Origin of the sequence: Marinobacter iranensis (genome assembly GCF_029207565.1) — a bacterium.
Taxonomy (GTDB): domain Bacteria; phylum Pseudomonadota; class Gammaproteobacteria; order Pseudomonadales; family Oleiphilaceae; genus Marinobacter; species Marinobacter iranensis.
On the sequence record NZ_JANCMW010000005.1, the window covers coordinates 105833 to 119288 of the forward strand.

General features: G+C 55.7%; 12 protein-coding genes. 3 read left to right on the forward strand and 9 right to left on the reverse strand.

The genetic code is table 11. The features are described 5' to 3' along the window. Positions 1–36 precede the first annotated feature (36 nt). The 5 genes from NLU14_RS09985 to NLU14_RS10005 all read right to left on the reverse strand — a co-directional run bounded on the left by NLU14_RS09985 (position 37) and on the right by NLU14_RS10005 (position 6820). Positions 37–1011: a TRAP transporter substrate-binding protein gene (locus NLU14_RS09985; RefSeq protein ID WP_275706092.1), complete on the reverse strand. Its 975-nt coding sequence runs from the start codon at positions 1009–1011 to the stop codon at positions 37–39. Positions 1012–1243: 232 nt separating this feature from the next. Next, a complete protein-coding gene (locus NLU14_RS09990; RefSeq protein ID WP_275706093.1) occupies positions 1244–1870 on the reverse strand; it encodes a condensin complex protein MksE in 627 nt (208 codons plus the stop codon). After that, positions 1863–3290 carry a hypothetical protein gene (locus tag NLU14_RS09995; RefSeq protein WP_275706094.1) on the reverse strand — a complete coding sequence of 476 codons (1428 nt, stop codon included), beginning with the start codon at positions 3288–3290 and terminating at the stop codon, positions 1863–1865. The genes NLU14_RS09990 and NLU14_RS09995 overlap by 8 nt, the downstream gene beginning before the upstream one ends. Then, positions 3283–6228 carry a coiled-coil domain-containing protein gene (locus NLU14_RS10000; RefSeq protein WP_275706095.1) on the reverse strand — a complete coding sequence of 982 codons (2946 nt, stop codon included), beginning with the start codon at positions 6226–6228 and terminating at the stop codon, positions 3283–3285. Before NLU14_RS10000 ends, NLU14_RS09995 begins: the two co-directional genes overlap by 8 nt. Beyond that, positions 6221–6820, reverse strand: a complete 600-nt coding sequence (locus tag NLU14_RS10005) for a hypothetical protein (RefSeq protein ID WP_275706096.1) — start codon at positions 6818–6820, stop codon at positions 6221–6223. Before NLU14_RS10005 ends, NLU14_RS10000 begins: the two co-directional genes overlap by 8 nt. Positions 6821–6823: 3 nt before the next feature. On the opposite strand from NLU14_RS10005, the gene NLU14_RS10010 reads away from it, so the two are divergent. Next, a complete protein-coding gene (locus NLU14_RS10010) occupies positions 6824–6946 on the forward strand; it encodes a hypothetical protein (RefSeq protein ID WP_275706097.1) in 123 nt (40 codons plus the stop codon). A gap of 149 nt (positions 6947–7095) precedes the next feature. On the opposite strand, the gene NLU14_RS10015 is transcribed toward NLU14_RS10010, so the two are convergent. The 4 genes from NLU14_RS10015 to NLU14_RS10030 all read right to left on the reverse strand — a co-directional run bounded on the left by NLU14_RS10015 (position 7096) and on the right by NLU14_RS10030 (position 11364). After that, on the reverse strand, positions 7096–7713 hold the full coding sequence (locus tag NLU14_RS10015; protein WP_275706098.1) for a DUF2931 family protein: 618 nt from the start codon (positions 7711–7713) through the stop codon (positions 7096–7098). A gap of 43 nt (positions 7714–7756) precedes the next feature. Then, positions 7757–8374 carry a DUF2931 family protein gene (locus tag NLU14_RS10020; protein ID WP_275706099.1) on the reverse strand — a complete coding sequence of 206 codons (618 nt, stop codon included), beginning with the start codon at positions 8372–8374 and terminating at the stop codon, positions 7757–7759. Positions 8375–8389: 15 nt separating this feature from the next. Beyond that, a complete protein-coding gene (locus NLU14_RS10025) occupies positions 8390–10294 on the reverse strand; it encodes a phospholipase effector Tle1 domain-containing protein (protein WP_275706245.1) in 1905 nt (634 codons plus the stop codon). A gap of 65 nt (positions 10295–10359) precedes the next feature. Further along, positions 10360–11364: a virulence RhuM family protein/type II toxin-antitoxin system death-on-curing family toxin gene (locus NLU14_RS10030; RefSeq protein WP_275706100.1), complete on the reverse strand. Its 1005-nt coding sequence runs from the start codon at positions 11362–11364 to the stop codon at positions 10360–10362. A gap of 168 nt (positions 11365–11532) precedes the next feature. Between NLU14_RS10030 and NLU14_RS10035 the strand changes: the two genes are divergently transcribed. Then, on the forward strand, positions 11533–12351 hold the full coding sequence (locus NLU14_RS10035; RefSeq protein ID WP_275706101.1) for an SDR family NAD(P)-dependent oxidoreductase: 819 nt from the start codon (positions 11533–11535) through the stop codon (positions 12349–12351). Positions 12352–12395: 44 nt separating this feature from the next. Beyond that, the gene (locus NLU14_RS10040; RefSeq protein ID WP_275706102.1) at positions 12396–13442 is read left to right on the forward strand and encodes a Gfo/Idh/MocA family protein; all 1047 of its coding nucleotides are present in this window, start codon (positions 12396–12398) and stop codon (positions 13440–13442) included. Positions 13443–13456: the final 14 nt, after the last annotated feature.

Here is a 13456-nt window from a genome sequence, read left to right on the forward strand (position 1 = left end):
ATATGCTCCGGGTTGTTTTTCCTGACTATCCGACAACTAGCGGGCGCGATAGGCTTCCAGCAGCTCCTTACCGTCGTCACCGGCACGCTCCAGCCATTCCTGCTCCATTGTCTCACCAACTTCCTTCAGGCGCTCGACCAGTGCGTCGCTGGGTTCGGTCACGACAATACCATTTTCTTCCATGATTTTGATTTTGGCATCGGTCTCGGCCTTGCTGGCCTCCCATCCCCGCTTCTCGGCTTCAGCGGCGGCCGTTTCAATAGCTTTTTGAGCGGACTCGGGAAGCGCATCGAAACTCTTGGCGTTGACGATAACCATGTTTTTCGGCAACCACAGTTGAGCATGGTTGAAGTGGCTCAGATAATCCCAGGCCCGCGTATTAGCCCCGGTTGACGGGGATGTGATCATGGCGTCGACCCGACCAGTGCCAAACGCCACCGGAATATCCGGCACTTCCACCTGAGTCGGGACGGCACCGAAGAGCTCAGCCAGGCGTTCGCTTGATTTGTTGTAGGCGCGCATCTTCACACCCTCAAGTTCGTCGCCGGTTTCCACCGGGAACTCTGTATAAATGCCCTGCGGCGGCCAGGGCACGGCAAACAGCAATTTCAGGCGCTGGCGTTCAAGGCGCTCTGCCAGCATATCCCGGGATGCCTGCCAGAGTTCCCAGGCTTCATCGTAGTCGCTGGCCAGATAGGGAACCGAATCCGCTTCGAACAACGGATCCTCATTTGCCAGCCGGGACATGATCAGCTCGCCGATGGGTACAAGGCCACGGCGAACAGAGTTCTTGATTTCAGGATGCTTGATAAGGGAACCACTGCTGTGAACCGTTATATTGAGCTCACCATTGGTGGCCTCTTTCACGTCTTCAGCAAACTCGCGAATGTTGACGGTGTGGAAGTTGGAATCACCGTAAGGCGTTGGCATATCCCAATTCGTCTCCGCCTGGGCGTTCCCGATCACCACAGAGAGCATAAATGCAGCCAGGTATTTTGCGCTTATCTTCATGTTTCCTCCTTTTGGCGCCGGAAAATGCTGCTCCGGGCCACTCATTTATGGTTGTTGTTGTGGCCATTTTCAGGGACACCAGCCGCACATTATTACGCTTCGATACTGTGCTCTAATTGATCAAATTAGTGGCCAATAAAGTTAGCGTCAAAATTTTTACCAAACTTCCCTTCCCACCTCGTTTTAATTATTTCCGAAAGTTAGTCCCATTTCCCTCATTGGCGGCCTGCGCCTACCCCTGCTCATACTCCCGAACCAGTTCCTGCAAGAAATAGAGACCGGCGGTACTCAGGAAACAGCGGCCGGCGCCGGCGCGAAACAGCAGATTGCGTTTATCCAGGTAATCCAGGGCCTCGGAAAAGCCTTTCTCAAAGCGCGCAGCCCTCAGAATGTCCTGATACTCCTCATCGTCCGCCAGGGCGGTCAAATCCTGCTCATTCAAGCCGGCATCAGGGCGGCCAAGGTACTCCAGGTCCCGGCCGCTGCGTGCGAAATAACGACCGATCAGCAGCAGTATCACCTGAACCCGGAAAGCATTCTCATCGTGCTCCTCGTTCTCGTCGTCACTGCTCTCCTTGAGAAAAAAGAAGGCACCGATGTCGTTGAACACCAGTTCGCTGCCCAGGTGCTCATAAAGCGCCCGGAAATGGGACAGGTGGTTGTACAGCAGATTGTAGAGCGGATTGGCACGCAGCTCGGAGCGGTTGCTATCCCAGACATCACGCACAATCACCCGTCCAGCCTGGAATTCCCGGTAGATGGCAGCACTGTGGGCAGGCAGGATCTGATCGAAGCCGTTCGGGGTTTGTGACGTGTCCACGGTGTCGGTGGTGTCCTTCGCGTCAGAGAATTCAGGCATGTTGTCTCTCTTGTTGGTTGTCCGGCGCGTCGGTTTCAAGGCGACGTTTGCGGTACACAAACTGCTCGCTGTCCGATGACTGTTCCAGGGTTCTGAAGCGGTTGGTGGTAACCACCTGCATGCCCTCCGGCGGCGAGTTTACCAGCCGGTTCAGGGCCGCCAGCAAATCCGGAAAGCGGTAGCCGGGAATAAAGCCATCCAGGCGGCCGTGCAGCTCCCGCACCAGATCAGTCGTGGGCCGCAGCTCCAGGGTTTCCAACCATTGATAGAGCTGGTTGATACGCTTAACGTCAATGCGGGTGTGGCGGCCGCTGCCATCCACTTCCTGCAGAACCGGCACCTCGGCCTTCCGGCGTAGATCGTTCAGTCGCAATTCCAGTTCGCTGAACAGCAGTTGGTAGTAGCTGGACGAGTTGCCGAAGGCATAGTGTTTCGGGCGCTGCTGGGCCCGCAGGCCCACCAGGAAACCGGTACTTCGGGCAAAGTCGCCCCCTTCGAGCCACTTGCGGCGCAGGCTCAGGGTTTCGGTTTCGCCCTTGAGCGCCTGCAACTGGCCGTAGAAGTGCTCCATGGCGTTGTACTGGACCATGCCCTGGCGGGTCTTGCGCAGGAAATGCTCTACCTCCTGGGCCACCGCCTGAATGGGCTTGTACAAAGCGTTGAGGCTGAGTGAAGAGCGGAACAGCTGGTCCGCCAGGCTAAGGTCGCCATGGGTCTCCAACAGCCGCACAATCGCTTCCAGCGTCTCAAACAGGTTACTGCCGTCGGGCAGCCGGGTGTCCGGGTTAAGGAACACGAGGGTGGGCTTGATGTGGCGCTCGTACAGATTGACGATCTGCTCGAACAGGTTCTGGCGGAATTCCAGGTATTTCTCAGGCGCCCGGCTGGCGTCGCCGGAGAGGTCCGCAAGCTGGGCGCTGATGGTCTGCATGCGCAGGACATTCTGCCTCAGCAGGCCAATGAGCTGGCTGACCCGCTCGTTCAGATCGTCCCGCAGTTCGGTGTAATCCGGGTCCGCGTCACTGAAACTGCTGGTTTCCAGGCGGTTGCGCACATCCCGCAGGGTAACCAGGTGCCCCCTCAGGCGGGCGTCAGTCAGTTCCTGGTACAGCGAGGCGTTGCAGGCCCGCATCAGGTTGATCAGCGCATCCTGGAACACCAGCCGCCTCTCGCCTTCCGCCTTGATGATGTCGATAATCAGGCCACCGCGGAACAGGTTATCGGTCGTCAGCGCCAGCCTGACCCGGTCCCGGTCCGCCTTGCCCAGGGCGCTGGTGTAGTCCATCACCTCCGCCACCAGGTCGCTTTCGCGGATATACCGCGTCTCGTTACGGTCCATCCGCTCGATCATCCGGAACAGGATTTTCGGGTGATCGAACAGCAGCCGGGTGGTATCCAGGGTGCTGAAACGTTTACTCATCTGCCTGCTCCAGCAGACTGTTCTGGGTCTGGTCGGCCCAGTGGTTCAGGGATTCGCCACTGGTGAAGCCCTCGGCGCCACCCCAGAACACCAGGGTGCGATGCGGACTGTAAGGCTGTGCCGTGCGCATCTGCCCCACTTCCAGATGCCGGCCGATCAGGTAAATCACTTCCGCGCTGGCACTGTGGGTGGCGGCAGAGAACAGGTTGAATCCCTGATTACGCAGCCGCTCCAGCAGCGAGGGCATCTGGCTGATATCCACGCTCGCCAGTTCGTCCAGCACCATGGGGAACGACAGCTGCACGCCGGGATACAGCACCCGCTTGAGAAGGCGATACACCAATTCCAGATTGATGAGTGCAGTTGTCGAGGTGGACTGGCCTTTCTTGTCCAGATTTGCGGTATTTTCCTTGCGGGTGCGGTAGGAAATGCCGGTAATCACCCTCTCCATGGTCAGGCGCTTGCTCTCGCCCTGCTCCCCGAAGAAATCCGCTACAAATACCCGCAGCCGATCGTAGAACGCATCGGACTGCAGTTGGTTGCCATAGGGGTCAATGTTATTGGCTTCTTCCACCAGGTTACGGAATTTCGGGTCGGTATGGATATCCACCCGGATTTCCACCAGATCGTTGATGCGCACGCCATCCAGCTCGCGGTTGAGCTGCGCCTCGAAACGGGCAATGTGCTCGTGGTTGGACTTCAGGGCCTGTCGGTAGCTGGCTACGGTTTCGTTGTGGATGCCCACCTGCTGCTCCAGGACGTTCCAGCGCTCGGCCATACCGGCAAACAGGTCCGACAGGCTCTTGAAGGTCTCACGGATAACCGATGACGCAGGGCCGTCTTTCTGCAACTCGCCGTCGGCATCTTCATGAATACCCAGGTACACAAACTGGCGCAGGTGGTCGAGAATGTTGCGACGGCGCTCTTCCAGGTCGTCCAGTTGGGTTTGCAGGTCATCGAAAGCAGCCGCGGAGACCTTTTCCATGGCCAGCGGCTGCTCCGCTTCAACTGCTCTCAGATGGGGGAAGCGGTGTTCCACAGTGCCCACGCTTCGGCTGAGCCCTGCCAGCTCCCGCTCCCGTTCTTCAATGCGTTCTTTCTCGGCTTTGGCCCTGGCCACTTTTTGCTGCACGGCGTCCTGCTTTTCGTGCTCCAGCCTGGCCTGCTCTTCCAGTTTGGCCAATTGCTCCTCGGCGGCCTGCTTTTCCTCGGTGGCATCCCGCAGGGTGGTGGCCGCGGCCGGGTAACGGCTCAGGGTGTCCAGGTCTTTCTCAATGGCGCGAATTTCCTTTTCCGTGCGCTCAATCAGCTGGGGCCGGTCGTGTTCCTGATTGGCAGTGTCTGCCAGTTCCGCTCGTTCCTTTTCCAGGCCATTGAGTTCACCTTCAATATTCCTGCGCTGCTCCGCGAAGTTGGTCTGCCGCGCCGGTTGCGCGGGGTATTCGGTGTCGAACCAGTCAAAGCCCTGCTCATTGGGCGCAAACAGGCGGGCAAAGGCATCGATGGTGGCCTTGCTGGCCGCATCCAGATCCTCGCCCGGGCTGGCCATCATCAATTTGGAATCCACTGCCCGCAGTGGCGCGGCGGTGGATTCATCCAACTGGTTCTGCAGTTGCCACTGCTGTTTACTCTCGCGTTCCTTCAGGGCGTCCAGTTTCCGGGCCAGGTCCTGCTTCTGCCGCTGTAATTGCTCCAAACGGATTTCAGCCTGGGCGGCGCTCTTCAAGGCGGCCAGGTGCCCTTTCTTGCTCTGGAGTTCCTCTTTCTGGATGTCCTCGATTTCCTGCAGGGTATTGTCACCATACTGGGACACCAGCAGATCACCGTCCTTCTGGCTTTGCTCGGCCTGCTTGATGCGCCGGTCGGCGGAGCGGATCTCGCCTTTCAGGCCGCTGGATTCCTGCTCCAGTTTTTTCAGGGTCTGCAGCACATGGCGCAGGGTATCGTTCTGTTCGTTGAACGTTGCCACGGCAGCCGTGCGCTTCGCGGCAATGTCCTGCAAAGCATTCGTCACACCATCCCGGAAGGCAGCAAAGTCATGCAGACTGCCGAGCAGAGTCTGGTAGGCCTGGTAATCCCGGTACAGCTTTTCAAACCGGGGGCGCTCTTTTTCGATACGGTTCAGTTGGGTCTGTTGCTGTTTCAACTGGTCGTGACGGTTGAGGAATTCGTCGATATTGAAATCAAAGGCATCATCAGCAAACTTCTTGTCCGCCTCTATGATGCTGGCCACCGCGTTGGCCATGGCCTGGTCATCGGCCTTCATCTCAAACAGCAGCAGGATCAACGTGCGCAAAGACTGCACCCGCCGCTCATCGGACTCACCCAGCGGCAGCACGGAATAGCGCACGGCATCCGCGTTCATCAGCTCGCTGCTGTAGAGCATGGACTTGAGTCTGGCCGGGTCATTCACCAGCCGGGTCTCTTTGGAGAGCTTCTTCAGCGTTTCCGACAACCGGCTGAACGACAGCTCAGGTACCGCCTTGCCAATGCCATCCTCACCCTCACCGTTCCAGAACAAAGGCCGCAATTGGTCATAGCTGACCGGCACAAAGGCGCGGTCGTAGCTAAGCTGACTGGCGCTGTCCCGGTACAGAATCTGGCAATGCACCCCGGCCGGGTTTTCGGCTTCCATGATCAGGAAACTGAACTGGCTGGGAAAATAATGCTGGTAGCTTTCTTCGTTGCTGTAAAAGCTGCCGGCGCTGGCATTGCGGAAGGCGAATTTCTTGCGACTGTTCTTGAAGTTGTTTTCCGGCAACAGAAACAGGCGCAGGCTATTTAAAAGGCTGGACTTGCCCAGGTTGCCCGGGCCCAGGATCAGCCCGTGGTTGTCCACCGGGATTTCCACGTAACAGAAGCCAGCCGAGTCCACCAATACCAGGCGGCGTACGCCAAAGGTGAAATTGCCTGGGCTGCTCCCCTGGGAATCACTCATCCAGAATCATCTCCTGTTCCATAAATTTGCCGGTGGCCCGAAACGCCTCTGCCAGCGACACAAACCCAAGCCCCTCCGCCAGCGCGATGGCTTTCGTAAATCGTTCGGTGCTGTCCGGTATCTTGCAGAAATGGCCCTGCCACGGCTGCCAGTCGGTGGGCTGCACAAATCTGGCTTTGTCACCCAGAGAGGCCGAGATCGTCGAGAACATCTGCAGGCCACCCGCATCATAATCGAATGCGCAGAATACGTCTTTGTAGCCGGCCAACCAATCAAGGATCGCGGCTCGGGTAACACGGTTGCCACCGCCCAACACCACGTCGCACTGCGACAGCGCCAGGCGCCGGCCCAGAGCAGCACCGGTAAAGTTCAACATGTCTCGATATTGGTAGAAATTGCGTTCGTTCTCAACGATCAGAACAGAGCTTGCGCGGTGAAAACCGCTATCAACGGAATCGTTACCGATAACCACCACATCCGGCCGGCTGGAGCTTAGTCCCTGGTGATAGACGAGCAGAAAACTGACCTCGGTCTGATGGCGGTGGGAGTTACCCTTCTTGGCGGCGTCTACTCTGTTTGCAGGAGCCTCCATTACATGCTGCAACTCCGCGAAAGCGGTTTCATCCAGGACCGTGACCATCCAACGATTGGCCTGGACTTTTTCCGTGGCAAACAGCTCTCTGTGGCGGCGGCGGAACTGTTCCGGAAGCTTCTTTAGAAAGGCCTCATAATTTATTGGCTGGGCTTGGAGGATTTTCTGTAGGTAGTCGTTCAAAGGCGCACCGCAGTTGTTCTTGGAGTTATGTATTAAGATGCAGATTCCGGGATTGGGCTGTAATAAACTCCCACGGTCTCAGGTCTATAACCCTACCAGCCATCCAGCCTTACCCCGTTCTCTTGGAGATAATCACCTTCTCTATCCAGATATTCATTGACCCACTGAGTGTAGTCTGATTCTTTGTCGTCATAAGGTTTGGCTTTATAACGCCCGACTTCAATAGCATTCTCACCCCGGTTCATGATCCACACCACAACGGTTCCGCCTGGCGCCAAACCCAGAACCAGCACGTCTCGCGGGCGCTCTACGATCTTGCCATAGGCTTCAAAAGGAGCAACCTCTTTCATTCTTTCCTCAATCTCACCTGGATTTTCCAGTTGGATCAGAGCTTCATAGGATTGCTGCTCTGCGAAGGAGAACCAGCGAATCAAAAACACCTCTGGCATGGTTTGCCAATCCGCCATCGCACCAAACGGCTTGTTCCAGCAACAGGATACGATACCAATAGGTGCCCGCCATCCAATGTCTTCGGAAAGGGACTCAACGAAAAATTTATCCACCCAGACATCGTAGTGTTTCGGTGCTACCACACCGATACTTCGATGGGTGCCATTCGGTCCATATTTTTGTCCTTCCGATTCCGTTTGTTCCGAACACCCGACCAGAGCCAGAATACAGATACTAGTCATCCAACGCTTGATACTCATGGTAGTTTTCATCCAGTCAGTCGTAGCTGACTCACAATCAGGATTACCAGCCTTCAAACTCGATGCCGCTTTTTTCCAAGAATTCGCCATGATCGCGATTGTAGCGCTCTGTTATCTCACGGTAGTGCTCTGGATGGGTTTCTATTTTTTTCCCTTGATACCGCCCAACTTCAATAGCATTCTCGCCCCGGTTCATAATCCACACTACGACAGTTCCACCTGGCGCCAAACCAAGAACCAAAACATCACGCGGGCGTTTTTTGATCTTTCCATAGGCTTCAAAAGGAGCAATCTCTTTCATTCTTTCCTCAATCTCACCTGGATTTTCCAGTCGGATAAGAGCTTCATAGGATTGCTGCTCTGCGAAGGAGAACCAGCGAATTAAAAATACCTCTGGCATGGTTTGCCAGTCCGCCATCGCCCCAAACGGCTTGTTCCAGCAACAGGACACGATACCAATAGGTGCCCGCCACCCAATGTCTTCGGAAAGGGATTCAACGAAAAATTTATCCACCCAGACATCGTAGTGTTTCGGTGCCACCACACCGATACTTCGGTGGGTCCCGTTGGGGCCATATTTTTGCCCCTCCGATTCCGTTGATTCCGAACACCCGACCAGTACCAGAATACAGAGACTGATCATCCAACCCTTAATACTCATAGTAGTCTCCGTTATTCACTGGCTTTTGTTGGGGTAAACAGCCCGACGACCACCCTTTGCGGGCCTGAAAGGGTATAAAAGCCCAATTTCCAGATAGTGGTCAGAATGATGGATGTATCGTTGCTTGAGCAGGGCTTTGGATTCAGGAGACAATACCAAGTCTTGGCCATGCCAGACGTGAGCAGCAAGATTTCGGGCAACAGTCATTAGCTTGTCGGGTAGCACAAACTGAGGGTTGTCTGTGGGGATTGGCTCAAATGGTACACCAGCATCAATAGCCTGCTTATGCATCAGATACAAGGGAATTCTGGAGTATTCGCCCCGAACTTCCCGGTCAAGCCACAGGTGCAAAGCCACGTTGTTCCCACTCAGGCTCGGCTGAGTAGGCAGCATTGGCAGGCGCTTTTGTTCAATCTCCAGGCTTGCCAGCGGGTTGAGGGGACCAATCCAACCCTCAGACTTGATCAGGGCCCGCTCCTGCAACATGCGTGAAAACTCAAAGCTGGCCTCGGGATTCCGTCGGTCTTTACCCGTAATCACTTTCGGAGGACAAACTTCAATTCGCTCATGAAACCGCACTGAATACCCTCCGCCAATGTCCGAGTGAGCGCCAGGCAAAACCCATTCGCTAAAATTCCCGGGCAAATTGCCTGATTCACTTCGCAGGCTGTTTAACGAGAAGTTGTGCCGACGCTCATCCCGTGCCACAAACTGAACGGCCCGCTGAGCATGCTCCGGCTTTACATTGACGTTGATGCGTCCGGTTTCAGCATCGTGAGCGGAAAAATCCAGATTGCCCACATCGGCGATTCCGGCCACGGTATCGAACAATCCCAGAAACCGAACCGTTACCTTTTCAGGCCATGGGATGCCTTCCCGCTCGAACGCTCTGGCCAACGCCCCTTTGTATTCGCCGTGCAAAGAGCCCGTTGTGTTATAAACCTCTCGGCTGACCAAATGCCGTGCTGTTGCCGCGCCCCTGCTAAAACCAAAGACATCCAGAACCAACTCATCTATCGGCTCGTAAACAGAACGAGTAAGTTGCACTACGAGGTCAGCAGCCCCTTCCTCAATTTTTCTGAGAATGCCTTGCTCCCCAAGTCCCAACCCCATACTCAGGCTATCATCCGGCTCACCAAACTTGGTGCCCACCCCCGAAACATAAACAGAGAGTCGGTGAATGGGAGAGCCTTCTTGCTCTACCGTATCCTTGAAGTAAAGCGTTTCCAGCTTCGAGATGTTGGTTTCGGCGTTGAGGTAACTGCCCTCCATGACCTGCGACAGTTCACTGCTGCATTCTTCTTCCGATATGGCTCCGGCGGCATTGGCTGTCAGGCATTTATCAAGCTCCTGCTGGTAAGCGCGGGTGTTGCCGCGATTATTACCTGTACCATCGAAAAATATGCCAGCTTCTACCCGAACTTTGGCACGATCTTCTTCAGCGGGAGAATCATCTGCTGATTCATCAGGCAAGCCTTCGTCAATCAGTGCGCCTTTCTGGGCGGCAAGGCGCACAAATTCCTGCGGGTCTTTGTCCAGCAACGCTTTGGCGCCCGCAGTAAGCTGGCCTTTGTCATCCAACGCACCAGCCATGGCAAAATCCACAACCGGCGCGGCATTAGTGGCAACACCCAAAATCACTCGTGGATTGCCACTGACTATAGAACCGCCGTGACTGGTGGGGCTACCCAGATAGGCGACGGGCATACCATCGGCCAGCGCCAACGGATAACCTTGGGTAATAACAGCACCGCAGCCGGTGACATCACCAACCCGGGCAATGGGTTTACCTTCAACAAGAATGCTGGAGCCGTTTGGCATGACGGGAGAAGAACCGTGCCCTTTGATCGGGCAAACATGCGTATCGCCTACGCAAGCGGCAATGAGATTGCTCATGGTCAGAGTTCCTTTCTGTGGCAGGCAGCTTCCTGGCTACCCGTGATTAAACATCGCTCAAAGTCCCTGAGTGTAGCAATGTTGGGAGGCTAACTCACCTCCCCGGCCAGCATGTTCATGACCAGGCGGATCATGGTGTCTTTGTTTACAGGGTTGGATTCGGCCACCAACAGCGTGAGCGCGGCCAGACCCACATCATTGATCACCGGCTCGCCGCTAGCATTAAACAACCGGTGATTACGATGAAGAAAGTCCACAAATAGAAAAGCCGCACTGCGTTTGTTGCCATCGGAAAACGGGTGATTCTTGATCACAAAGTACAACAAATGTGCCGCCTTTGCTTCCACACTGGGATAGGCCGGTTCACCAAAGACGGACTGGTCCAGATTGCCAAGCAGGGAGGCCAGGCCATCACCCCGGTCACGAGCAAACAGCTCAGTGGCTTCGCCCCGGGTCATTAATTCGCCTTTCAGGCCGTTCAGAGCCGATCGCGCCTCTTTCACCGACGGCAATGTGCCACCGGCTTGCGACTGCGGATCGGTGAGCAAGCCTTCATCGTAACGTTGCAAAAGAAGAAAGGTCTGAGCGTAGCGGCTAACGATATCCACCAGGCCCCGGCCACTGTCTGTATCCAGCGCCGGACTTTGGGCGGCCTTGCGAACAAGAGTCAGAGCCGCTTCCAGTTCCTGGGCGTTTTCTTCGAAGCGCTGGCGGTTCAGGGTCCAGCCTTGGATGAGGTGGTCACGTAGAATGCGGGTGGCCCACTGGCGAAACTTCACTGCGCGGCGCGAATTGACTCGATAGCCAACCGAGATGATTGCGTCTAGGTTGTAGTGTTCGAGTTGCCTCGTGACCTGTCGCTTTCCCTCGATTCGAACCGTTTCCAAAATGGAAACAGTTGCCTCCCGTTCAAGTTCGCCATCTTGATAGATATTTTTCAAGTGCTTGGAGACGGCTGCCTTCTGCACGTCAAAGATCGATGTCATCTGATCCTGGGTCAGCCAGACAGTTTCCTTGTCAGCATCCAGGCGAACCTCGACCACCTGATCGGCGTTTTCGTAGATGACGATGGGGCTGCTGTTTTCTTCACTCATACTATTTCTCCATCCTTGAGGGTCTACAATTGAATTCCTCTGCTGGAACGTTGGCCCATGCCAATGCCGCAATAAACCGACCAACGAGTCTAAGGTCCTGAAGACGTTAATGGTAGCAGCAGGCAATAAGGCACGTTAATTGACTAGAATCCTAATGCGAGTACTGTGATGACGAAACTAGCCCTGATAACCGGTACCAGCGCCGGAATTGGCCGTGAGGCCTGCGCCCTCTTTGCCCGGAAAGGCTATAGGGTTATCGCCCTGTCCCGACAGCCAAGTGGCGTTGAGTTCGCAGATCTGGAGATGGCTCTGGATCTTGAGTCCTTTGACCAGATAGAGGGTCTTGCGGGCGCGCTGGACAACGAAATCGCGAGCGCCGAGCGGGTTATTCTGGTCAACAACTCCGGTTACGGACAGTTTGGGGCACTTCGCAATCTGTCTGAATCCATGTGGCAAAAGCAGTTCAGCACCCACGTATTTGGCCCCATCAAGCTGGCTGCTGTCTGCCTGAGGCTCTGCGAACAACACGCCATACCCTTGCGGGTCATCGCGGTTAGCTCTGTTCTTTCCATCGCGCCCCAGAAAATGAAAGGCGCTTACTGTGCCGCCAAAGCCGCGATGAACACTGCCCATGAAAGCTTCTGGTTTGATGAACAGGGCAGCAAAAGCCTGGAAAGTGTCTCGCTTGTGCTCCCTGGCCCCGTGGTGACCCGGTTCAGAGAACATGCCCTGGCCGCTCTGCAGCCTTTGCTTGGCCGAGCAAGCGCCGTGCACCGGGAAAAGTACAAAGCAATGGAAGCAGCGCTCGCGCCAGGCGCCAGAATCAAGCCCTTTACAGCCAGTGCGTCGGACGTCGCGAAAAAGATTTACAGGGCTGCAGAAGCGGGACGTCCAAAGCCTCGATACCTGGTTACACCCCAGACCTACGCTGCCGAATTTATCACCCGGTTTGTTCCCCGGTCGATCCAGCGCATGCTCTTCAGCTAGTGTTACCACATACTCAAAGCCAATCCTGTTCAAGGAGACCCACCATGGAAGATCGCAAAGTACGCTGGGGTATCATTGGTACCGCCGAAATTGCCACCAAGGTGGTGGCGGGAATGCACGACGCGATAAATGCCGAGGTTGCCGCCGTCGCGAGCCGTTCTCTCGACCGGGCCCAAGCCTGGGCAGACGAGCACGATGTACCTAAGGCTTTCGGCTCCTACGATGAGCTTCTAGCGGATGACAGTATCGACGCCGTTTACATCCCGGTCCCCACTGCCCTTCGCAACGAATGGATCAAGAAGGCCGCTCGCGCCGGGAAGCACGTTTACGCCGAGAAACCTCTTGCCGATGGCATTGAAGAAGCCATCGACGTCTGCAAAGAAAACGGCGTCCAGTTCATGGACGGAACCATGTGGCTGCACAGCACGCGCACCCGGGATATTGAAAAGCGTATTGCAGACGGCGACATTGGCGAAGTCAGACGAGTGACCAGCGCATTCACGTTCAAGGCTCCCTCCACGGAATGGTATGAAGGCGGCAATGGCCGCACAGATAAGTCGCGAGAACCAATGGGCTGTCTTGGTGATCAGGGTTGGTATCCGATCAGTGCTATCCTCTGGAGCTTTGGGTACGAACTGCCCGAAAGAGTCCAGATGAACTTCGTCTCAAAAAACTCGATCGATACCATCGTCGCCTGTGGTGGCACTCTGTGGTTCTCCAACGGGCGGATGGCAACCTTTGATGCGGGATGCGAACTGGCACACCGCTCTCAGGTAGAAACGGTTGGCGACGCCGGCCTCATCCGGATTGACGATCTGGTCGGCGGACAAGGCAGAAGCGGTAATTTCGCAGCCTATGGAGAGCGATTCACCGGAAGCTCTAGGTACATCCTGGGTGATGTGGATGGCAGAGACACCGAACAAGAAGTGGAGCCGTGTGACCACGTGGTGAAGCTCGTCGAGAAATTCTCTGACATTATTCTGACAGGTGATCTAGAGGACGAGTGGCCGAAGCGCAGCCTGGCCTGTTACCGAGTGATGTCGGCGCTTTTTGAGTCGGCAGAGTCAAACGGTTCCATTGTCTCATTGTGAAAATTTTTCAGGGC

Coding starts and splice junctions, on each gene's coding strand:
- NLU14_RS10040 (WP_275706102.1), top strand. CDS start 12,396: ATGGAAGATCGCAAAGTACGCTGGGGTATCATTGGTACCGCCGAAATT.
- NLU14_RS10020 (WP_275706099.1), bottom strand. CDS start 8,374: ATGAGTATTAAGGGTTGGATGATCAGTCTCTGTATTCTGGTACTGGTC.
- NLU14_RS10005 (WP_275706096.1), bottom strand. CDS start 6,820: ATGGAGGCTCCTGCAAACAGAGTAGACGCCGCCAAGAAGGGTAACTCC.
- NLU14_RS10035 (WP_275706101.1), top strand. CDS start 11,533: ATGACGAAACTAGCCCTGATAACCGGTACCAGCGCCGGAATTGGCCGT.
- NLU14_RS10000 (WP_275706095.1), bottom strand. CDS start 6,228: ATGAGTGATTCCCAGGGGAGCAGCCCAGGCAATTTCACCTTTGGCGTA.
- NLU14_RS09995 (WP_275706094.1), bottom strand. CDS start 3,290: ATGAGTAAACGTTTCAGCACCCTGGATACCACCCGGCTGCTGTTCGAT.
- NLU14_RS10010 (WP_275706097.1), top strand. CDS start 6,824: ATGCTGCAACTCCGCGAAAGCGGTTTCATCCAGGACCGTGACCATCCA.
- NLU14_RS10030 (WP_275706100.1), bottom strand. CDS start 11,364: ATGAGTGAAGAAAACAGCAGCCCCATCGTCATCTACGAAAACGCCGAT.
- NLU14_RS09985 (WP_275706092.1), bottom strand. CDS start 1,011: ATGAAGATAAGCGCAAAATACCTGGCTGCATTTATGCTCTCTGTGGTG.
- NLU14_RS10015 (WP_275706098.1), bottom strand. CDS start 7,713: ATGAGTATCAAGCGTTGGATGACTAGTATCTGTATTCTGGCTCTGGTC.
- NLU14_RS09990 (WP_275706093.1), bottom strand. CDS start 1,870: ATGCCTGAATTCTCTGACGCGAAGGACACCACCGACACCGTGGACACG.